Source organism: uncultured Tateyamaria sp., from assembly GCF_947503045.1.
GTDB lineage: Bacteria > Pseudomonadota > Alphaproteobacteria > Rhodobacterales > Rhodobacteraceae > Tateyamaria.
The window spans coordinates 240979-261530 of record NZ_CANNCF010000001.1 but is presented as its reverse complement, the minus strand read 5'-3'; the positions used below and the strand labels follow the sequence as shown (position 1 = coordinate 261530).

The window sequence follows — 20552 nt, the reverse complement described above, 5'->3', positions numbered from 1 at the left end:
CAGGAAAATTCCGGCTCACCATGCACGGAACGTATTGAGAACGTGTAAATCACGCAGCTACATTCTGCACTTTCTGTCGCGCGGAAACGGCAATAGAGTCCAAAGACATGAGCAGCACCAAAGACATCGACGCCCTGATCGAGATGATGGCGAAACTGCCCGGCCTTGGCCCACGCTCGGCGCGCCGCGCCGTGCTGCACCTGATCCGCAAACGCGCATTGCTGCTGACCCCGCTGGCCGATGTGATGCAGATCGTCGCCGCCACCGCGCGCGAATGTCTGAATTGCGGAAATGTGGGCACGACGGACGTGTGCGACATCTGCGCCTCGGAAAAGCGCGCGACCGGAGAGTTGTGCGTGGTCGAAGACGTCGCCGACCTGTGGGCAATGGAGCGTTCGGCCGTGTTCAAGGGCCGCTATCACGTGCTGGGCGGCACCCTTTCCGCGCTGGATGCCGTAGGCCCGGACGAGCTGCGAATCCCCCGCCTGATCGACCGGGTCGAGACAGAAAACATCAGCGAAGTCATCCTCGCCCTCAACGCCACGATCGACGGTCAGACCACGGCACACTACATCGCGGACCAGCTCGACGGACGGGTCCGACTGACGTCGCTCGCACAAGGCGTGCCGATAGGTGGAGAGCTGGACTACCTAGATGACGGCACGATCACGGCGGCCATGCGGGCGCGTAAAGCAATCTGACCCCCCGGTGGACAGGCAATCTGGAAGGTGCGTACGCAAGTAGCGAACGCTCGCCAAAAGGCGCGCGGAGCCAGTCAGGCGAAATAGGCCTCGAACCCCGAGATGGCGGCGGCTAGGCCTTCGTCCGTGACGTCCTTGTGCAGCACAAGCCGGGTGGTGCCGGTTGCACCGCTCAGGCGCACGCCATGGGCTGCCATGTGTTGTTGTAACGCGGGTGTGACCCCACCCTTGGGTGTGAAAAAGATCATGTTCGTCGCTTGCGTTACATCGCCATATGCAGACAGCACCTGACCCAAACGTTCAGCCCGCATGCGATCTTCGCCCAAGCGGGTCACGTTGTGATCCAGCGCGTGCAGACCTGCCGCAGCCAGTACGCCGGCCTGCCGGGTGCCGCCGCCCAGCATTTTGCGCCAGCGCCGGGCACGATCAATCAAGTCACGCGGACCGACAAGGACAGAGCCGACCGGTGCGCCTAACCCCTTGGACAGGCAAATCGATACGGTATCAAACAGGTCGGCAAGGTCGGTTTCGGCACATCCAAGCGCTTCAATGGCGTTGAAGTATCGCGCCCCGTCCAGATGCACCGACAGGTCAACAGCGCGGGCGACATCGACAGCAGCCTGACACCGCGCCAGCGGGACAGCCATGCCGTTATGCGTATTTTCCAGCGTCAGCAGACGGGTGATCGGATGGTGCGAATCGTCTTCCTTGATGGCGGCGCGGATGGCGTCAGGCTCCAATGCTCCGTCTTGCGCCACCCCTTGCGGGTCCAGCGCGATGCCCCCGAGCACCGACGCCCCCGCCGCCTCGTAGGTCCAGATGTGATAACCGCGCCCTGTGATGATCTCTTCGCCCCGAGCGCAATGGCTGAGCATGGCGACAAGGTTGCTTTGGGTGCCCGAGGTCAGGAACAGGCCCGCCTCTTTGCCCAGACGCTCGGCCAGGATCGCCTCAAGTCGATTGACGGTGGTGTCCTCGCCGTAAACGTCATCGCCAACCTCGGCATCCGCCATCACAGCGCGCATGGCAGCATCCGGAGCGGTTACCGTGTCGCTGCGCAAATCGCAAAGGATCGGAACGGCAGGCGCATCCTGCATCGTGGCATACTGGTTCATCGACAAATCCTCGGGAAAACGAAAACGGGCGCGCCCAGATTAAGCGCGCCCGTCGAAATGTAAAAGGCCGTGTCGACGATCAGGGCTGTTCGTCTTCGTCTTTGCCGTCGCCTTTGGGCAGATTGAACAGGCTGTCGGCGTCCACGAGTGTCGATTTGTCTTCATCCTCATCATCCCCCTCAACATCCATGGAGAGCGAGAAAGTTTCGAGCCCCTCGATTGCGGTGGGGATCTTGGGTTCAGCTTCCATGCCGAGGGATTGTTCGGTGCTGACCAGCTTGCGGCGCTCGTCGTCGGACATGACGGGCTGATCGGCGGCCTTCTTGGCGGCCGCCTTTTGCACGGCGGCGTCCAATTCAGACTGCTTGGTCAGACCAAGAGCGACAGGGTCGACCGGCTGAATGTTCGAGATGTTCCAGTGCGAGCGGTCGCGAATCGACTGAATTGTCGGCTTGGTTGTGCCCACCAGTTTGGAAATCTGGCCATCGGTCAGCTCGGGGTGGAATTTCACGAGCCAGTAGATTGCCGCCGGACGGTCCTGCCGTTTGGACAGCGGCGTGTAGCGGGGGCCGCGACGCTTTTCCTCGCCCGCAGCGGCGGCATAGAATTTCAGCTTCAGCTTGTGCAGCGGATCTTTCTCGCCTGCGTCGATTTCTTCCTGCGTCAACTGGTTGTTGGCAATGGGATCAAAGCCTTTGACACCGGCGGCCACATCACCATCAGCGATGCCCTGCACCTCCAGCTCGTGCATTTCGACAAAGTCGGCAATCTGCTTGAAGCTGAGGGTCGTGTTGTCCACCAGCCAGACGGCGGTGGCCCGTGCCATGATCGGTTTTGCCATTTCTTGTGCTCCTTCGCGCATATCTTTCCCGTCGCCCGGATTGGGCGGCCTTGGCGTGCAAGGCGGGTTTCCGTTGTGGGGGAACTTGGGTGGCGTATAAGTGGCATCGCAGAAAAAGGAAAGCCCAATGCGTGCACTGTTGATCTGGCTGTGTCTGGCCGCGCCCCTCTGGGCCGAAGGGGAAAAGGCCGGCACCTTCGACTATTTTGTGCTCAGCCTCAGCTGGTCGCCGAACTGGTGCGCCTATGAAGGGGACGCGCGCGGATCAGACCAATGTGATGCGCGCCACGATCACGGCTGGATCATGCACGGGCTCTGGCCGCAGTTTCACCAAGGCTATCCATCCTATTGTCGCACGTCAGAGCGATCCCCGTCGCGCGCGATGACGACCCAAATGGCGGATATCATGGGGACAGGCGGGCTGGCCTGGCACCAGTGGAAGAAACACGGGGTCTGCTCTGGCCTGTCAGCGTCAGACTACTACGCCCTGTCGCGCGAAGCCTACGGGCGCGTTGTCCGTCCAGAGGTGTTTCGCAAGCTGGATCGCGAGGTCAAACTGCCTGCATCGGTGGTTGAGGATGCATTTCTGAAAGCCAATCCGGGCATGGAACGGGACGGGATCACGATCACCTGTCGGGACGGGTTTATTCAGGAGGCGCGCATATGCCTGTCGCGTGATCTGGACCCGGTGCCGTGCGGACAGGACGTGGTGCGCGATTGCACAGCGCGGGATGCGCGGTTTGCACCGGTGCGATAAGGCGCGTCTGCTCTGTCAGAGTTGCCAGCGTGGGAGCCTCCGGCGGTGGTGTTTTTGGTCAGAAGAGACAAAATCGCCCGCACCACCCATCCTGTGAGCACTGCGGGCGAGGGAAAAGCAAAGCTTCTCCTGACGCGGCCATCGGCTCCACAGCCCGTACCGTGCGGGCATGAACGCTGATTAACCTTAATAAACCGTTTCTTCTGACCAGAAATACCACGGGGGTGAGGCGCGCCGCGCCGAGGGGGCTGGCCCCCTACCCGCCTGCCACCTCCAAAACGATCTTGCCTATGTGGCCGCTGCCTTCCATCCGGGTATGCGCGGCGGCCGCCTGATCCAACGGAAATTCCGAATCCATAACAGGTCCGATCCGCCCGGCTGCCAGCAATGGCCACACCGCCTCGCGCAGGTCCTGTGCGATCCGGGCCTTGGCCAGATCGCTTTGTGGGCGCAGGGTGCTGCCGGTCACGGTCAGGCGCCGCGTCATGATTTGCACCATGTTCAGCTCGACCGTGGGCCCTTGCAGAAACGCGATCTGCACCAGACGCCCGTCATCGGCCAGCGCGCTCAGATTGCGCTGGATGTAAGGGCCACCCACCATGTCGAGGATCAGGTCCGCACCGCCTTGTTCCTTCATCACCTCGACAAAATCCGCATCGCGATAGTTGATCGCCACCTCGGCCCCGAGATCGCGGCAGGCCTGGCACTTTTCGTCCGACCCGGCGGTCACGAACACACGCGCGCCAAAATGGTTGGCCAGTTGGATCGCCGTGGTGCCGATGCCGCTGGACCCGCCATGGATCAGGAATCGCTCGCCGCCTTTCAGACCGCCCCGGGTAAAGACGTTGGACCAGACCGTGAAATAGGTCTCGGGCAGGCAGGCAGCCTCTTTCAGCCCCATGCCGTCGGGTACCGGCAGGCAGTGGGCCGCCGGGGTAGCGACATATTCGGCGTAGCCGCCGCCGGGCAAAAGGGCGCAGACTTGATCACCCACGGCCCAGCCGCTAACGCCGGAGCCAATGGCCTCAATTGTGCCGGAGGCTTCCAGCCCGGGCAGATCGCTTGCGCCGGGGGGCGGGTTGTATAGGCCGGCGCGCTGCAACGCATCGGGACGATTGACCCCGGCCCATGCGACCTTGATTACCACCTGCCCGTGGCCCGGCACGGGACGCGGGCGCTCGGTCACCCGCAACACATCCGGCCCGCCGGGCGCACTGATTTCAACTGCTCGCATATTCTGGGCCATGGCATCCACTCCTTTTCCGGCATCGTATCCCTATTGAGAACGGGAAAGGAATCCAAATGCAGATCACTGCGCTGATGCTGAACGTTGCCGTGCTGGTCCCCGTGCTTTGGTCATTGGGTCGGGACAGCGCGGGACTGCAAGCAGCCTTAGGCTTAGACAGCCCGGCGCGACGGATATTGGCCTGTATTTACGCATCGATCGCGCCGGTGAGCCTCGCGCTGATCGGTCTGCATGTCGACGGGCACCCTTGGGCCATCCCAATGACCCTTGCGCTGTTTGCCGTGCAAATCACCTACAAGCTGGGAACGGTCTGGGTGGTGGGCATCGCCAATCCGGTTGTCATCACAAACGTGCTGGTGGTTGTCGCCCAACTCACCGTTTGCATCACCGCGCTGCGTGCAGGTCTAATCGCCGCGTGAATTCCACATACCGGGAAGGTCCGGGTTGGGCATACGCGGCGGGGCCTTGATCTGACCGAGCAGCCAGTTCGGACCTGCAAACACGGTGCTGAGCAGCTTGTTGTCGCGCACCTGCGCCTTGACCTTCTCGATCTGCATCACATCGGCGATCCTACGGTCCAGAAAGGCCCAAGTGGCCTGATTGTCGGTGCTGTCGTCGCCCAGCCAGTAGAGTACTGTGGTGCTGTACACGCCCGCAAGCGTAGCGCGTTTGGTGTACCAGTTTACATCCTCGGATGTGTCACCCAGCGTGTCCCAGATCTTGTCCGCCGTGCCCCAGATCGCTTTGGCGCCATCGGCGGCATGCATGGGCAGGGCAAAGAGGGTCGTGCCCCGGCGCACCGCCTCTTTGTCGCTGACCGCTTCGATCCGGAAACGAACCCCGGCGGCGATCTTGTCGCTAAAGCGGTCGGGCAGCTCGTCAGACTTGAGACGGGCCACCATCGCTGCATCGCCGCGGGCGTGATGGGCCAGCGCCAGATCAAGCGCGCCGCGCGGGCAAACAGCGCGGGCCATGGCCAGATCGACATCTGCATCAGCGGCCGCCGCCTTGAACGTCGTCTCGGACCAGCCATCGAACGGCACATGCATCAGGGCCGCATCCAGCAGTGCATCCTTGGTCGTTTCATAGGGGGTGGTCATAACGGTCTCCTGTTCCGCAAGGCACTGGACAAACTAGGGCGCTCTTGCTATGTGGCCACTTCCTGCAAATCCTTGCAACTCGAAACTAGAAAGGTGGTGACAACCACATGCAGGTTAGTGTTCGCGACAACAATGTCGATCAGGCCCTCCGGGCTCTGAAGAAAAAGCTCCAGCGCGAAGGCGTGTTCCGTGAAATGAAGCTCAAGCAACATTTCGAGAAACCGTCCGAGAAAAAAGCGCGCGAGAAAGCTGAAGCGATCCGCCGTGCCCGCAAGCTGGCACGCAAAAAAGCGCAACGCGAAGGCATGATGTAAGTCCAAGCCCGCGCTGTTTGACACAGTTTCAACCCCCGTGGCCCCGCCGCGGGGGTTTGTTTTTGTGCGATTAACCTTTTGCCAGAACCACGGAGTTCGCTAACCTGCAGTTGTTTCAGCAAAGCAATTGGTGGGTCATGGAAATTGTTGTTGATGATATCCGTCTTGTTCTGGAGATTGGCTGGATTGGGCCGCTGCTGGTTGGGATCAGCGTCCTTGCGATCGCCTATCTAATCTACCGGGTGATCGGCCGTAGCTATCAGCGCAAGCTTCACGTCGAGCGGCGGTTTGACCGGTATATTCAGCCAAAGGGCGCGCCGCGCCCGAACCGCAAGCCCGAAACCTCAAAGGAATCGCCGCCCCCGCCCTATATCCCCGAAGACGTGGACCTGACCACAAAAGAACGCCAGGAACCCGCAGCGACCAACCTCGACGATCCCTTCAGCTCGGATTTTTCCGACCCGTTCGAACTGCCGCCCGATCACACCGAAACAACAGGCAGTCCGGCAACTGCGGCACCGCCACCGGTCAGCCCCATGTCCATTCCGACCATGCCCGAAGATCACCCGGACTACGACATGCGCCGGGTGTTCTTTGGCACCGACCGGCGCGCGGCGACGATGTCGAAAGACGTCGTAAACTTTGGTCATGAGCGCAGTGGTGAGCTGACCCTTGGCATTGCCCATATCACCGTGCCGCGCAAACGCCCGTGGGGGACAATCCCGCGCCCGCGCACGATGCCAATCCTGGGCTTTACCATCGAACGGGAAAAAGCGGCCAAGCATTTCACCATCTCCGATTGCCGCCCCGTGGATGCCAACACCTTCACCACCGCCGCTGCGGCCGAAGCGCAAAGTGCCACCCGGTTCGACAAATCTGCGTTCATCTTCGTGCACGGGTTCAACGTCCAGTTCAACGCGGCCCTGTTCCGTTGTGCGCAGATGGCCGAAGACATCGGCTTTGACGGGCCTGCGTTCCTCTATTCCTGGCCCGCAATGGGCGGCGGGATCAAGGGCACGATCAACTATGTGACGGACATCGAAAGCGCGGATCAGGCCGCGACCCATCTGGATGAATTCGTGGACCTCGTGTTGCAAACCCGGGGGGTCGAGCGAGTGCACATGATCACCCATTCCATGGGCAACAAGCTGCTGGCGGAATGGTTCGACAAGGCCGGCACCAAGATACAGGCGCGCAACACCAAGACTATCGACCAGCTGATCCTGGCGGCTCCCGACATCGACGTGGGCACCTTTCGCGATGTCAGCGACTACATGCAGAAATTCGCCAAAGGCGTCACGCTTTATGCCTGCGCCACCGATCTGGCGCTGATCGCGTCGAAAAAGCTGCGCAACGACTATCCGCGCGCCGGAGATGTACCTGGGCAGACCGGCCCTGTGGTGGTGGCAGGCATTGATACCATCGACATCAGCGCCGTGGGCAATCGCGTCTTTTCTCTGCAGAAATATCTCGGAGACGATTCATTCCTCGACCATTCGCTGTTCGCCGAGGACCGCGAAATCCTGACCGATCTGGGCAATCTGATGCGCTTTGGCACGCGGCCACCAGATGCGCGCACCGTCGCCTATCGTGTCTTGTCCAAAGATGGAGAGGACTATTGGCACCTGCCCGGCTGAACCGCGCATAAAAAAACGCCGCCCCGAAGTCCGGAGCGGCGCATATTGTCAGCGATGTGGCTTAGCCCTGTTTGGCGAGCGAGTCGCGGATCTCCAAAAGAACATCCAGCTCGCTTGGACCAGCTGGGGCCTCTTCGGCCTCGGGCTCGTCTGCGGTTGCTGCTTCCTTGATCTTGTTGACGTTGCGCACCAGCATGAACACCACAAAGGCGATGATCAGGAAGTTGATGATGGCCATGATGAAAGAGCCATAAGCAAACACCGCTGCCCCGGCCTCGCGTGCGGCCTCAAGCGATGTTCCGGCGGCAACCTCGCCCGACAGCACGACATACATGTTGGTAAAGTCGATGCCGCCCATGAACAATCCGATGAACGGGTTGATCAAATCGGCAACCAGCGACGACACGATCGCCGTGAACGCCGCACCAATGATGATACCAACAGCCATGTCCATGACATTGCCCTTGGCGATGAAGTCTTTGAATTCGTTTAGCATATGTTGTCCCTCACTCAGTCTTGCGCAGCACGCTTCTTGCGGCATTGTGCGCTGATGAACAGCAGATAACACATGGCCAGACATCTCAAAGGGTATTTTGTTCGCACTTTTCCCCTATGTCTTAAACAGCACAAACAGGAGAGACCCAAATGGCCGACCTCAGCGCCTTCCCGATCACGCAGAAATGGACTCCGAAGAACCCGGACATCCTGCAACTTTTTTCGTTTCCGACGCCCAATGGGGTCAAGGCCTCCATCGCCCTTGAAGAGATGCAGATCCCCTACGAGGCCCACCTCGTCACCCTGTCCGATGCAGATGTGAAAAGCCCCGAATTCCTGTCGCTCAACCCCAACAACAAGATCCCGGCGATCATTGACCCGAACGGTCCGGATGGCACGCCTGTGGGCCTGTTTGAGTCTGGCGCGATCCTGATCTATCTCGCCGAGAAATCCGGCAAGCTGATCGGCGAAACCGCCAGTGACAAGGCGCGCACGATCCAGTGGCTGATGTTCCAGATGGGCGGCCTCGGGCCGATGCTGGGGCAGATGGGCTTTTTCGTGAAATTCGCGGGAAGCCAGTGGGAAGATAAACGGCCCCAGCAACGTTATGTGGACGAGGCCAAGCGCCTGCTGGCCGTGCTGGAAAAACAGCTGGACGGGCAGGACTGGGTGACCGGGCAATTCTCCATTGCCGATATCGCAATCGCTCCATGGCTCAACGCGCTGAACTTTTACGAAGCGCGCGACATGGTGGGCTGGGACGACCACAAGAACCTCGTTGCCTACCTCGACCGCTTCATGGCGCGCCCGGCTGTGGACAAGGGCAAGAATATCCCGCAACGTCCCTGATCTTCTTCTGACCAGAAATACCACGGGGGTGTGGGGGCAGCGCCCCCAAAAACGGTCTTTGAGACAAAGATCAGCCGGAGTCCGCGTCGGACTCCGGCCTATCCGCTATTTCGGCAACGCCCCGGTCATCGCATACCGCAAGATATCAACCACCTGCGCCGGCTCCCGCGCCACGGCCAGCGCGGCGGCGTCCACCTCTTTCAAGGCATGGGCATGGTCAGGCCCGTGCAGGATGATCAGCGACTTGCCCAAGGCCGCCGCATATCCCGCATCAAAGGCGGCGTTCCACTGCTTGTACTGATCGCCAAAGCGGACAACGACCACATCGGCCTCCGCAATCCCCTTGCGGGTACGGATGGCATTGACCATGGCGCCCTTATGGTCGTGCCAGTACTTGTCCGGCTCTGCCCCAAGGATCACGACACCGCAATCATCGCTGGCCCCATGATCAGTGACCGGCCCGTGAAAGGTCACATCCAGACCTTGTGCCCCGTCAATGATCTGCTCGCGCCAGTCCGTGTGGATTTCGCCAGATAGGTAAACGTTCAGCATGCGCCTGCTCCCTTGGGTTCGGTTCGCCCCCATCCTGTCAGGTTGCACAGATGAGGCAAGGGTCAGACCCGTTTGGCGACGACAAAATGGCTTGGCGGACGGGCAGGATAGTCCCCCGTCTCGATGATCTCGAACCCCGACGCGACAATGTCGGCCTCCAGACCCGCAATGGTCTCGAACCGGACAAAAGGGGCTTTGCCAACCCATTGCAACACAGGAATAAGCCGTTTCATCAGCCCGAATTTCAGGCCGAGCGAACGTTCCCCGAGGCAAACAGATTTTGAGATGAACAGCCCGCCCGGCACCAGCAGATCGTGTATGCGGCCCATGACAGCAGGCGTGTCCTCGACCAGATGAAACAGGTTGAACCCCATCACCACATCGAACACGCCATCCTCCAGCGCCGGATCAAAGGCGTCGGCACATAGAAACTGCGCGTTATCGGCCCCCGGCTTGGCCTTGGCCTGCGCGATCATGCCGTCTGCGAAATCCGTTGCGACGATGCTGTGGACATGCGGCGCAAGGCGCAGCGCAGTGGAACCGGTGCCGCATCCAAGCTCGAGAACCCGCGCGTCCTTTGGCAGATGGACCAGAACACGATCCATCGTCGCCTCATAGGCCCCGATGTCGGAAATGGGCGAGGCTGCGTATTTCTCGGAAATTTTGCTCCAGAAGTCCGGATTTGATTTCATTGTATGTCTCCTTCATGCGCGCATATAATGACCGTGACCAGCGCTGAAAATTAGCGAATTTCGCAGGGAAGGTATACAAAATCGCATGGATAACATGTTTGACTGGAACCGCATGCGGGCGTTACTGGCCACGGCAGAGACGGGATCACTGTCGGCGGCGGCGCGCAAGCTGGGCCTGACCCAGCCCACAGTCGGTCGCCAGGTCAGCGCCCTGGAAGAAGAGTTGGGCCTTGCCCTGTTCGAACGCACAGCGCGCAGCATGACCCTAACGGATGCGGGACGCGACCTGCTAACGGACGCGCGGGCCATGGGCGACGCTGCCAACCGGATCGCGATGCTGGCCTACGGGCGCGGGCAAACGCTCGAGGGGACCGTCCGCATCACCGCCAGCGACATGATGAGCGCCTATGTTCTGCCCGACACGTTGCTGAAACTGCGCGCTCTTGCGCCGCGGCTGCGGGTGGACGTGATCGCCAGCAATGACGTGCGCGATATCCTCAAACGCGAGGCCGACATCGCCATCCGTCATGTGCGCCCAGACCAATCCGATCTGATCGCGCGCAGCATTGGCGACGCCCCTGCCAACCTTTACGCTTCAAAGGGTTATCTCGCTGCGCGTGGCCGACCAGCGCAACTGTCCGAGCTGGAACAGCATGATTTCATCAGTATGGGTGATGATACGCTGTTCATGCAGGCCATGCATGAGCGCGGGATTCCGGTGCGGGCCGAAAACCTGCGGTCCGGGTCCACCAGCGGCATCACCATTTGGGAGATGGTGCGCAAAGGCTTCGGCATATTTCCGATGTCGCAGGACATCGCGGGTCAGTTTGATGATGTCGAGCCTGTGTTGGGTGAGGTCACCGACCTGTCCTTTCCGGTCTGGCTGGTCACGCACCGCGACCTGCACACCAGCCGCCGTATCCGGCTGGTGTTCGATCTTCTTGCTGAGATGCTGGGCGAACGCGAGGTCTAGCCGCGCAGGGTACCACCCGTCGCCTTGGTGACCTTTTCGACCACTTTCTGACCGACGGCTTCGATATCGGCATCCTTCAGCGTCGCGTCACGCGGTTGCAGGCGCACGGTGATGGCAAGGGATTTCTTGTCCTCACCCAGCGATCCGCCGATGAACTCATCAAACACGCGCACATCCGTGATCAACGCCTTGTCCGCCCCAAGGGCCGCGTTGACCAGTGTCAGCGCTTCGACATCGGCATCCACCACAAAGGCAAAGTCGCGCTCCACCCCCTGCAGGTCGCTGATCTCCAGCGCACCGCGGTTGGCACCGGCCTTGCGCGGCATCGGCACTTCGCCGGGCCACAGGGTAAAGGCCATCGCGGGCCCCTTGATGTCCATCGCCTCGACCACGCGCGGGTGCAACTCGCCAAACACGCCCAGCACCTTCTTGGGGCCAAGGCAGATCATGCCGTGCCGGCCCGGGTGCCACCACCCGGCAGCACCGCGCAGGATTTGCACCCGGGCCGGGGCACCCATCGCGGCCAGTACCGCCTCGGCATCGGCCTTGACGTCAAAGACATCGACCGCGCGCGAGGCACCTTGCACGTCCTTGGGACCAGTGCGGCCCACCAGCAGGCCGGAGACCAGCAAGTGCTGTTCGCCCGGCTCGCCGCCGTGAAAGGCGGGGCCGACCTCGAACAGAGCCACATCCATCGAACCGCGCGCCTGGTTGCGCGCGGCGGCCTGCAACAGGCCAGGCAACAGCGCCGGGCGCATATGGCTCATGTCCGACGAGATCGGGTTTTCCAGCATCGTGGCGTCGTCACCCCCGCCGAACAGTGCGGCCGAGGCCTGATCGATAAAGCTGTAGGTGACGCATTCGTTGTAGCCCAACGCCGCTGTCGTGCGCCGCGCGATCTGTTCGCGGCGTTGCATTGGCGTCATCACCGGCTTGGGGACACCCTCGCCGATACGGGGCAAGGGACGGCCTTTGAGCTTGGTCAGCGAGGCAATGCGCGCCACCTCTTCGACCAGATCGGCCTCGCCCATCACATCCGGGCGCCAGCTGGGCACCTGCGCCATGTCGCCCTCAAGGCGGAACCCAAGTGCCGTGAGCGTCTGGCGCTGTTCGGCCTCGGGAATGTCCATGCCCACAAGGCTTTGAACGCGGGCGGCGTTCAGACGGTAGGCGCGGGCCGTGTTGGGCACCTCGCCCGCCTGCACGCGGCTCGACACCTCGCCGCCTGCATGTTCGACAATCATCTCGCAGGCGAGATCAAGGCCAGTTGGCGTGAACGCGGGATCAATCCCCCGCTCAAAACGATAGCGCGCGTCGGAATTGATCTTGAGCGCGCGGCCCGTATAGGCGGTGCGGACCGGATCGAAATAGGCGGCCTCGACAAAGACGTTGACGGTCTCTTCGGTGCAGCCTGTGCGGGCACCACCCATGACGCCACCGATGCTTTCGACACCTTGGGTGTCCGAAATCAGGGTCATGTCAGGGCCGAACGTGTATTCCTTGTCATCAAGGCCCATCAGGGTCTCGCCGCCCGCCGCGCGGTGCACGCGCAAGGTGCTGCCTTCGATCTTGTCCGCGTCAAAGACGTGCAGGGGGCGGTTGAGGTCAAAGGTGAAATAGTTGGTCACATCCACAAGGAAGGAAATCGGGCGCAACCCGATGGCGCGCAGGCGATCCTGCAGCCACGACGGGCTTGGCCCGTTCTGGACACCGCGAATATGGCGGCCAAAGAAGACGGGGCATTGATCCAGCGTGTCGTCATCGATTGTGACGGTCACGGGTGACGGGTAAGCCCCCTCGACACTCGGTTCACGCATGGGTTTCAGCGATCCCAGACCACGTGCCGCCAGATCGCGCGCAATGCCACGCACGCCAAGCGCGTCGGGGCGGTTGGGGGTGATGGCGATCTCGATCACCGGGTCAACCTTGGCCGGGTCATGGGTCGCCAGCCAGTCAACAAAGCGTTCACCCACCTCGCCAGAGGGCAGTTCGATGATGCCGTCATGCTCGTCCGACAGCTCCATCTCGCGTTCGGAAGCCATCATGCCAAAGCTTTCGATGCCGCGGATCTTGCCCACGCCAATGGTGGTGTCGATGCCGGGCACGTAGACGCCGGGCTTAGCCACGACAACCGTGATTCCTTCGCGCGCGTTGGGTGCTCCGCAAATGATCTGCTTGGTGCCTTCGTCTGTGGCGACCTGACAGACACGCAGACGGTCGGCATCGGGATGCATTTCGGCGCTGATCACGTGACCGATGGTAAAATCGGCCAGCTTGGCCCCGCGATCCTCGACCTCTTCGACTTCGAGGCCGAGGTCGGTCAGCGCATAGGTAATCTCGTCCACGGTTGCGGTGGTGTCGAGGTGCTGTTTCAGCCAGGAGAGCGTGAATTTCATCGGTCATGTGCCCTTGGATACGCGGTGGCCCTGCAATGGCAAAGATCGCGCCAAGGTGCAAGCATGGCGCAGGACACCTGCGCCTTATGGGTCAGGGATAGGTGGGTGTACGCCCCAGCAACTCGTCCAACTGCCGCCCGATCCAGCCATGGGGGATGAAATGGCCACCGGGATGGATATCAAGGCTGACCCGGCTGCCACCTGAGCAATCGGCCCACGAATTGCGGGTCAGGGTCAGGAAATCGACCACGGCCCAGTCATAGGGCGTATCCGCCACATCCGTGCAGCCCAGCGCGTCACGCCACAGCTTGACCGGATAGGTCGTGTCGTTGCCCGGCCCGAAGGGAAAATCCAGCACGTTGTCCTTGAGACCATGCACGTGGCGCACCTCGTCGGGGGTCTCGGCGCATTCCTCTGTGCCGCGCAGCGTTCCCGAAATGCCGAGCAGGGCACGGATTTTCATCTCTGCCCCTCGGTCGCAGGCCACGCGCCAGGCCATGATCGACCCGTAGGAATAGCCTGACACAAGGATATTGTCCGGATCGATGGGATAGCGTTTGGCCACATCGGCCAGCACGTCAGCGGCAAACTGCACGTCCTCGGTTTCCGGTGACCACATGTCCCACGTCTTGCGATTGCCGTTGGGCGCGATCAGCAACACACCGCGCCGCCGCGTGGCACCCGAAATCCGCTGGTGCTGTACGGGTAGCGCGCCAGTGCGTTGCCAGCCGTGAAAGTGGATGAGAACGGGCAGCGGGCTGGTGCCATCCCAGTCGTCGGGTTCCTTGACGTGATAGGATCGGTCGCCAACGGCACAGGGCACATCCAGCACACAATCGCGCTGCCACGGACCCATGGCAAAGGCGGGTGTGGCCCACAGGGCCAGCAAAGCAAACACATATTTCATGAAACGCACGCTATGGATTCGCGCCGCGGTGTCACGTCAAATTATCGTGGTTTCTTGTCATTTCGCCGCTTGATCGCGTCGAGCCAGCGGTCAATCAGAAAGATAGGCGCAAGAATGATCGTCCACGCCACCGTATTGATCAGCGTGAACGTCAGCTTGAGTCCCGGCGCCATGTCCGAACGCCACAAAAAGATGTGGGCGATGACAATCAGGACAACTATGCCAGCGACAAGATAGGTTTTCATCGCACATCATGTAGCGCGATGGCGGGCTATGAGTAGAGATGGTCGGGCGCTCTACCGGCTCAACCCGCCATGCAGCGTCGGCACATCCAGCGCAGCAAAGCCGTAATGGCGCAACCAACGCAGATCGCTGTCAAAGAACGCACGCAGGTCTGGCACGCCGTATTTCAGCATCGCGATCCGGTCGATCCCCATGCCAAAGGCAAAGCCCTGCCATTCCTCGGGATCGATCCCACCGGCCTGCAGGACCTTGGGATGCACCATGCCGGAGCCGAGGATTTCGAGCCAGTCGTCACCCTCGCCTACTTTCAGCGTGCCGCCTTCCCAACTGCAGCGGATGTCGACCTCGGCCGAGGGTTCGGTGAATGGGAAATGCGAGGCGCGAAAGCGCAGATCGACGCCATCCACTTCGAAATAGGATTTCACGAACTCTTCGAGCACCCATTTGAGGTTTGCCATGCTGATGTCCTTGTCGATGGCAAGGCCCTCGACCTGGTGGAACATCGGTGTGTGGGTCTGGTCGTAATCGGCGCGGTACACACCGCCGGGGCAGATGATGCGGGTCGGCGCGCCGGTCTTTTCCATCGACCGGATCTGCACGGGGCTTGTGTGGGTGCGCAGCACGTGGGGCGGGCGGTTGTCGCCTTCGGCCCGGTGCATATAAAACGTGTCCATCTCGGCCCGCGCGGGGTGGTGCCCGGGGATGTTCAGCGCGTCAAAGTTATACCAGTCGGTGTCGATACGCGGCCCTTCTGCCACGGAAAACCCCATCTCGGCGAAAATGGCGGTGACCTCTTCGCTGACCTGGCTGATCGGGTGAATGGTGCCTGCAGGGCGGTGGCGCGTCGGCAGGGTCACATCCAGCCATTCGCTGCGCAGACGTTCATCCAAAGCGGCATCGGCCAACGCGGCCTTCTTGGCGGCCAGTGCGCTGTTGATCTCGTCCTTGAGCGCGTTCAGTGCGGGGCCCGCCACCTGGCGTTCCTCGGGCGTCATGCGCCCCAACTCGCGCATCTTGAGCGCCACTTCACCCTTTTTGCCCACGGCGGCAAGGCGGATCGCCTCAAGGGCGCTTTCGTCGCCTGCGTCGGCAATCTGGGTCAGGTATTTGGCTTTGAGATCATCCATCGTGTCGGCTCCGCTCCGGCTCTGAGGCGGAGTAGTCTTTCAACCACCACAGTGCAAGCCATCACCCACGATTCAACCTGTGGCATACGCTTCCGTCGGCAAATCGGCGTCAGGTGCAGAAAAATTGAGACACCGTATGTTGACACTATTGAGAAACGAGCCGCGATATGTTTGTGTTTGGCCTACGGATAGATGGTTTGGGCCACACAACTGCCATATGTGTGGGATTATTTGTAAGAAATCGCCCATGGCTGTCGTTCGGACGGATACATTGACTGGTCTTGGGGGACAGCGCAATGGCGAAACTGACGATGAATACACCGGGGCGTGACTCACCCCGGCAGGCGGAATTTGCGCCGCCAAAAAAACGCAACACGATACCGAAATGGATGATGATCAGCGGTGGGGCGCTGTTTCTGGCGATGTTCACGGGGCTGGTCGTGACAACGACGCTTCTGATCTCGCAAACCAACCGGTCCGAAGCGCTCGCACGCGAAATTGCGCAAGCCCTGGACGAGCCGGCCCTGCCCGAGTTGGCCAACACCGTGACCCGCCAAGAGGTCAGCCTGCTGCAATCGGGCGACACAGTGGAAACGCCCGGTCTTGCAGACCCGGTGCAGATCGCAGACCCACAGGTGACGCCTGTGGTCCAGCCGCCAAAATCCGTCGAAGTCGCGGCCGTAACGCGACCAAAACTGGGGCTCGGCGCCGAGCATCGTTATAGGGTGCCAAGCTGTGTTGATAACCTCGACACGCTGGTCAAGATCACCACGGTGCGCTTTCCGCTTGGCAGCGATGTGCCGTCGCAAACCGATATGATCCGCGCACGCAACATCGCCACAGCCGTGGCCACCTGTGACGAAGTCAAGGTGATCGTCGAGGGCCATTCCGACCGCCGCGGCAACGCAGACCTGAATATGCGGCTCAGCTGGTTCCGCGCGCAATCCGTGATCGACCAGTTGCAACGCGAAGGGTTTGATATCTCTGCCATGCAGCCGCGCGGTTTTGGTGCGACACGGCCCATCAACCTGTCCGGCACAATATCGGGCGAGGCGGTCAATCGGCGGGTGCAATTCGCGCTCGCGCCGCGCCGGGCACCGGTACAAGTCAGCGAAAACTGAGCAAGTCGAAGGCTTCGCACAGAAACAAAAAAGCCGCCCCAGATTGGGGCGGCTTTCTCAATTCTTCAACCAGAGTGCGGGTCAGGCAGGCAGTGCGCCCTTGGCCTGATCCACGATCGCTGCGAACGCTTCGGGCTCGTTCACGGCCAGATCCGCCAGAACCTTGCGGTCCACTTCGATCCCGGCCAGCGACAGGCCGTTGATGAAACGGCTATATGTCAGCGCTTCGTCATGGGCGCGCACAGCGGCGTTGATCCGTTGAATCCACAGCGCGCGGAAGTTGCGCTTGCGGTTATGGCGGTCACGGGTTGCGTATTGGTTGGCCTTGTCGACGGCCTGACGCGCGACCTTAAAGGTGCTCTTGCGGCGGCCGTAATAGCCTTTGGCGGCCTTGATGACCTTCTTGTGACGGGCGTGGGCGACTGTTCCACCTTTGGTACGGGACATATGTATATCCTCCTATCAGCGGTCGTAGGGCATGAAGCCCTTGACGATTTTGGCGTCGGGGGCCGACAGGGTCGTGGTGCCACGGGCGTCACGGATGAATTTGCGGGTGCGTTTGATCATGCCGTGGCGTTTGCCGGCTTGACCTGCCAGGACCTTACCGGTCGCTGTCACTTTAAAGCGCTTCTTGGCGCTCGACTTGGTCTTCATCTTGGGCATTTCCGTCTCCATAGTTCGAGTTCGGTGATCGCGCGACTCGGCATGCCACTGTGGCCGGACGCACGGGAACGAAGCCGCCAGATAGGACGGTGATGGCGCAAGTGCAAGCCATTTTTTCCCGCAAGGAGTATGCTGCCGTGCGGGTGCCAAAACCGATAAGGCAGACCGGCCCGCAAGCAATGGCGGTGCGGGCGCAGTTTTTGACCAAGCCGTTCAGGAAACGAATGGCGCAATCACCCGCACAAACACATCAGGAATTTCCTGAAGTGTGTACCCGCCCGGCTGGGTCTGAATGGCCAGCAGGATCAACCCGCCTGCGATCAGAATGGTGATAGCCGAGGCGCGCGGCGCGCGACCATCCGATACCGCCGACAATATCGACGGGATTGAAAACCCGGCAATCACAATGCCGAGCACCAAATACATATCCGGCGTCACGTGCCCACCTCAACTCTCGCCCAGTTTTCCCTGGGGCAAAGTTACTCCGGATCGGTCGCGAAAATCAAACGCTCATCGCAGGGGGCAACACGCAGAATGTTGGTCGTTCCCGTGACGTTAAAGGGCACACCGGCGGTCACCACAATCTGGTCCTCGACGGTGCCAAAGCCACCCTCGAGCGCGGCCTTGGCCGCGCTGACCACGGCCCCCTTGAACCGATCCATCGTGGGGGTGATCACGCAATAACACCCCCAGCTCAGCGCAAGACGGCGTGCCGTTCCGCTCAGCGGGGTCAGTGCAATGATCGGCACACGGGGACGTTCGCGCGACACGAGCAAGGCGGTGGTGCCGCTTTGAGTAAAGCAACAGATCGCCTTGATATTGGTGGTCTCTGCGATTTCACGGGCCGCAGCAACGATGCCGTCTGCGACCGATCCGCGATTGGCGGTCCGGCTGGCCTCAATGATCTGGGTATAGGTCGGGTCTTGCTCAACTTCAGCGGCAACGCGATCCATCGTGGTCACAGCCTCGATCGGATAGCTGCCTGCGGCACTTTCCGCACTCAGCATCACCGCATCCGCACCTTCATAGATCGCGGTGGCGACGTCGCTGACCTCGGCGCGGGTCGGCATCGGGCTTTCGATCATGCTTTCCAGCATCTGGGTGGCCACGATCACGGGTTTGGCGGCATTGCGGCACTTGCGCACCAGACGTTTCTGAATGGGTGGGACGTTTTGCACGGGCAATTCCACGCCCAGATCACCACGGGCCACCATGATGCCGTCACTGGCCGCCAGAATGGCGTCAAATCGTTCGACCGCGTTGGGCTTTTCAATCTTGGACAGAATGGCGGCACGGCCTTTGACCAGTTGTCGGGCCTCTTCGACATCTGCGGGGCGTTGCACGAAACTCAACGCCATCCAGTCCACGCCCAGCTTGGCGGTGAATTCCAGATCGGCGCGGTCCTTTTCGGACAGGGCGGCCAGCGGCAGTTCCACATCCGGAACGTTTACGCCCTTGCGGTTGGAAATCACACCGCCCGCGATGACCACGCAATTGGCATAGTCGGGGCCGCAGTCCTCGACCTGAAGACGGATCTTGCCGTCATTGACCAGCAGGGATTTACCCACCTCAAGTGCAGCAAAAATCTCCGGATGGGGCAGACAAACGCGCGAGCTGTCGCCATCGGCGGTGTCCAGATCAAGGCGGAACTTGGCGCCCTCCTCCAGCATCTCGCTGTCCCCGGCAAAGACGCCGACGCGCAGCTTGGGGCCCTGAAGGTCGGCCAGAATGGCGATGGACGATCCGGTGTCCTGTTCGACTTGGCGGATGATGGCATGTTTCTTGGCAATCTCGTCGTGGCTGCCATGAGACATGTTCAGGCGAAACACATCCGCACCCGCCTCGTGCAGCGCCCGGATCATGTCGTAGTCGTCTGATGCCGGGCCCAGAGTGGCCACGATCTTTACGTTGCGCATGCGTTTCATCGCGAAAAAGTCCCTTTTGCGTTACCGCTATCAGGCGCGGTTATTGCTCAATTCACATTCCGAAGCAACTGGCCTAAACCTGACCCGAATATGGTGACGCCTCTATGACATACTCCCCCTTTTCGATCCATGGTCCAGACCGGCAGGGGCCTTGGGTGATCACATGTGATCATGCAACCAACGTGGTGCCTGATTTTATCGCAGGTGGCTCGCTTGGGCTCGATCACGCGGATATGGGGCGCCATATCGCCTATGATATCGGCGCGATGGACACGGCACTGGCCCTTGGCGAGGCGCTTGGCGCGCCGGTGATCTGCTCGAACTTTTCGCGACTTGTGATCGACCCGAACCGGGGCGCGGACGACCCGACGCTGATCCCGCAACTTTATGACGGCACCATCATCGAAGGAAACCGGCGCATAACGTCGAATGAGCGGGCGCGACGGATCGAAACGCTATACCAACCCTATCACGACGCGATTGCCGACCTGGCTCGCGCACGGGATATCGCCTTTCTCTCAATCCACAGCTTTACTCCGCAACTGACCGACCGACCCAAACGACCATGGGAAATCGGGGTGCTGTCCGCGCATGACCGGCGCATCGCCAACCCGCTGATCGGCGGTCTCAGCGCCACATTGCAAAGCCCTGTGGGCGACAACGAACCCTATGCCGGTTTCTTTCCGGGCGACGCGCTCAGCCAGCATGCACACGGGCCGGGCCGCCCCAACGTGATCCTCGAAATCCGTCAGGACCTGATCGGCGATGCGGACGGTCAACGACGCTGGGCAGATATCCTCGCCCCACATCTTGAAGCGGCGCACGCGCAGGCCAATCTTTGAACAAACCGTTCTTCTGACCAAAAATACCACGGGGTTTGGGGCAGCGCCCCAATCTG

The 20552-nt window shown here is 61.0% G+C and carries 24 protein-coding genes; 9 read left to right on the top strand and 15 right to left on the bottom strand.

Annotated elements, in window-relative coordinates; translation table 11 throughout:
• Positions 1–107: 107 nt before the first annotated feature.
• A complete protein-coding gene (gene recR, locus Q1A89_RS01300; protein WP_299722601.1) occupies positions 108–701 on the top strand; it encodes a recombination mediator RecR in 594 nt (197 codons plus the stop codon).
• Positions 702–775: 74 nt separating this feature from the next.
• On the opposite strand, the gene ltaE is transcribed toward recR, so the two are convergent.
• Together ltaE and Q1A89_RS01290 are read right to left on the bottom strand one after the other, a co-directional pair.
• Positions 776–1816 carry a low-specificity L-threonine aldolase gene (gene ltaE, locus Q1A89_RS01295; RefSeq protein WP_299722598.1) on the bottom strand — a complete coding sequence of 347 codons (1041 nt, stop codon included), beginning with the start codon at positions 1814–1816 and terminating at the stop codon, positions 776–778.
• Between the two features lie 79 nt (positions 1817–1895).
• Complete coding sequence (locus Q1A89_RS01290) at positions 1896–2657, bottom strand: DUF1013 domain-containing protein (protein WP_299722595.1); 762 nt, start codon at positions 2655–2657, stop codon at positions 1896–1898.
• A 127-nt stretch (positions 2658–2784) separates the two neighbouring features.
• On the opposite strand from Q1A89_RS01290, the gene Q1A89_RS01285 reads away from it, so the two are divergent.
• Positions 2785–3414 (top strand): ribonuclease T2, encoded by a 630-nt coding sequence (locus Q1A89_RS01285; protein WP_299722592.1) that lies wholly within the window; start codon positions 2785–2787, stop codon positions 3412–3414.
• Positions 3415–3670: 256 nt separating this feature from the next.
• On the opposite strand, the gene Q1A89_RS01280 is transcribed toward Q1A89_RS01285, so the two are convergent.
• Positions 3671–4660 (bottom strand): NAD(P)H-quinone oxidoreductase, encoded by a 990-nt coding sequence (locus tag Q1A89_RS01280; RefSeq protein WP_299722589.1) that lies wholly within the window; start codon positions 4658–4660, stop codon positions 3671–3673.
• A 56-nt stretch (positions 4661–4716) separates the two neighbouring features.
• On the opposite strand from Q1A89_RS01280, the gene Q1A89_RS01275 reads away from it, so the two are divergent.
• Positions 4717–5079: a hypothetical protein gene (locus Q1A89_RS01275; RefSeq protein WP_299722586.1), complete on the top strand. Its 363-nt coding sequence runs from the start codon at positions 4717–4719 to the stop codon at positions 5077–5079.
• Here the strand turns inward: Q1A89_RS01275 and Q1A89_RS01270 are convergent.
• Positions 5065–5760 carry a COQ9 family protein gene (locus Q1A89_RS01270; protein WP_299722583.1) on the bottom strand — a complete coding sequence of 232 codons (696 nt, stop codon included), beginning with the start codon at positions 5758–5760 and terminating at the stop codon, positions 5065–5067. The genes Q1A89_RS01275 and Q1A89_RS01270 overlap by 15 nt on opposite strands.
• Before the next feature lie 107 nt (positions 5761–5867).
• Between Q1A89_RS01270 and rpsU the strand changes: the two genes are divergently transcribed.
• Entirely contained in the window at positions 5868–6074 is a 207-nt protein-coding gene (gene rpsU / locus Q1A89_RS01265; RefSeq protein ID WP_007118112.1) for a 30S ribosomal protein S21, read from the top strand.
• A 137-nt stretch (positions 6075–6211) separates the two neighbouring features.
• Positions 6212–7711, top strand: a complete 1500-nt coding sequence (locus Q1A89_RS01260; protein WP_299722580.1) for an alpha/beta hydrolase — start codon at positions 6212–6214, stop codon at positions 7709–7711.
• Between the two features lie 61 nt (positions 7712–7772).
• Here the strand turns inward: Q1A89_RS01260 and mscL are convergent, their stop codons facing one another.
• Positions 7773–8207, bottom strand: coding sequence for a large conductance mechanosensitive channel protein MscL (gene mscL / locus Q1A89_RS01255; protein ID WP_299722577.1), 435 nt, complete (start codon positions 8205–8207; stop codon positions 7773–7775).
• Positions 8208–8356: 149 nt separating this feature from the next.
• Here mscL and Q1A89_RS01250 point away from each other — a divergent pair, with 149 nt between their 5' ends.
• Positions 8357–9055 (top strand): glutathione binding-like protein, encoded by a 699-nt coding sequence (locus tag Q1A89_RS01250; protein ID WP_299722574.1) that lies wholly within the window; start codon positions 8357–8359, stop codon positions 9053–9055.
• A gap of 105 nt (positions 9056–9160) precedes the next feature.
• Here Q1A89_RS01250 and Q1A89_RS01245 read toward each other — a convergent pair whose 3' ends face one another.
• Both Q1A89_RS01245 and Q1A89_RS01240 read right to left on the bottom strand, forming a co-directional pair.
• Complete coding sequence (locus Q1A89_RS01245) at positions 9161–9607, bottom strand: YtoQ family protein (protein ID WP_299722571.1); 447 nt, start codon at positions 9605–9607, stop codon at positions 9161–9163.
• Between the two features lie 62 nt (positions 9608–9669).
• Complete coding sequence (locus Q1A89_RS01240; protein ID WP_299722568.1) at positions 9670–10299, bottom strand: class I SAM-dependent methyltransferase; 630 nt, start codon at positions 10297–10299, stop codon at positions 9670–9672.
• 85 nt (positions 10300–10384) lie between these two features.
• Here Q1A89_RS01240 and Q1A89_RS01235 point away from each other — a divergent pair, with 85 nt between their 5' ends.
• On the top strand, positions 10385–11272 hold the full coding sequence (locus Q1A89_RS01235; protein WP_299722565.1) for a LysR family transcriptional regulator: 888 nt from the start codon (positions 10385–10387) through the stop codon (positions 11270–11272).
• On the opposite strand, the gene pheT is transcribed toward Q1A89_RS01235, so the two are convergent.
• The 4 genes from pheT to pheS form a co-directional block, all read right to left on the bottom strand.
• Positions 11269–13668 carry a phenylalanine--tRNA ligase subunit beta gene (gene pheT / locus Q1A89_RS01230; RefSeq protein WP_299722562.1) on the bottom strand — a complete coding sequence of 800 codons (2400 nt, stop codon included), beginning with the start codon at positions 13666–13668 and terminating at the stop codon, positions 11269–11271. The genes Q1A89_RS01235 and pheT overlap by 4 nt on opposite strands.
• Positions 13669–13759: 91 nt before the next feature.
• Positions 13760–14575, bottom strand: coding sequence for a polyhydroxybutyrate depolymerase (locus Q1A89_RS01225; RefSeq protein WP_299722559.1), 816 nt, complete (start codon positions 14573–14575; stop codon positions 13760–13762).
• 41 nt (positions 14576–14616) lie between these two features.
• Entirely contained in the window at positions 14617–14820 is a 204-nt protein-coding gene (locus tag Q1A89_RS01220) for a phenylalanyl-tRNA synthetase subunit beta (protein ID WP_299722556.1), read from the bottom strand.
• A 51-nt stretch (positions 14821–14871) separates the two neighbouring features.
• Positions 14872–15945 carry a phenylalanine--tRNA ligase subunit alpha gene (gene pheS, locus Q1A89_RS01215; RefSeq protein WP_299722553.1) on the bottom strand — a complete coding sequence of 358 codons (1074 nt, stop codon included), beginning with the start codon at positions 15943–15945 and terminating at the stop codon, positions 14872–14874.
• Between the two features lie 296 nt (positions 15946–16241).
• Between pheS and Q1A89_RS01210 the strand changes: the two genes are divergently transcribed.
• Complete coding sequence (locus tag Q1A89_RS01210; protein ID WP_299722550.1) at positions 16242–17066, top strand: OmpA family protein; 825 nt, start codon at positions 16242–16244, stop codon at positions 17064–17066.
• An 81-nt stretch (positions 17067–17147) separates the two neighbouring features.
• Here the strand turns inward: Q1A89_RS01210 and rplT are convergent, their stop codons facing one another.
• From rplT to pyk, 4 genes are all read right to left on the bottom strand, one after another.
• A complete protein-coding gene (gene rplT, locus Q1A89_RS01205; protein ID WP_299722547.1) occupies positions 17148–17513 on the bottom strand; it encodes a 50S ribosomal protein L20 in 366 nt (121 codons plus the stop codon).
• A gap of 15 nt (positions 17514–17528) precedes the next feature.
• Positions 17529–17729, bottom strand: a complete 201-nt coding sequence (gene rpmI / locus Q1A89_RS01200; protein ID WP_014873788.1) for a 50S ribosomal protein L35 — start codon at positions 17727–17729, stop codon at positions 17529–17531.
• Positions 17730–17942: 213 nt separating this feature from the next.
• Positions 17943–18167 (bottom strand): hypothetical protein, encoded by a 225-nt coding sequence (locus Q1A89_RS01195; protein ID WP_299722544.1) that lies wholly within the window; start codon positions 18165–18167, stop codon positions 17943–17945.
• Between the two features lie 41 nt (positions 18168–18208).
• Positions 18209–19654, bottom strand: a complete 1446-nt coding sequence (gene pyk / locus Q1A89_RS01190) for a pyruvate kinase (protein ID WP_299722541.1) — start codon at positions 19652–19654, stop codon at positions 18209–18211.
• Between the two features lie 104 nt (positions 19655–19758).
• Between pyk and Q1A89_RS01185 the strand changes: the two genes are divergently transcribed.
• The gene (locus tag Q1A89_RS01185; protein WP_299722538.1) at positions 19759–20496 is read left to right on the top strand and encodes an N-formylglutamate amidohydrolase; all 738 of its coding nucleotides are present in this window, start codon (positions 19759–19761) and stop codon (positions 20494–20496) included.
• The last annotated feature ends 56 nt before the right edge of the window (positions 20497–20552 follow it).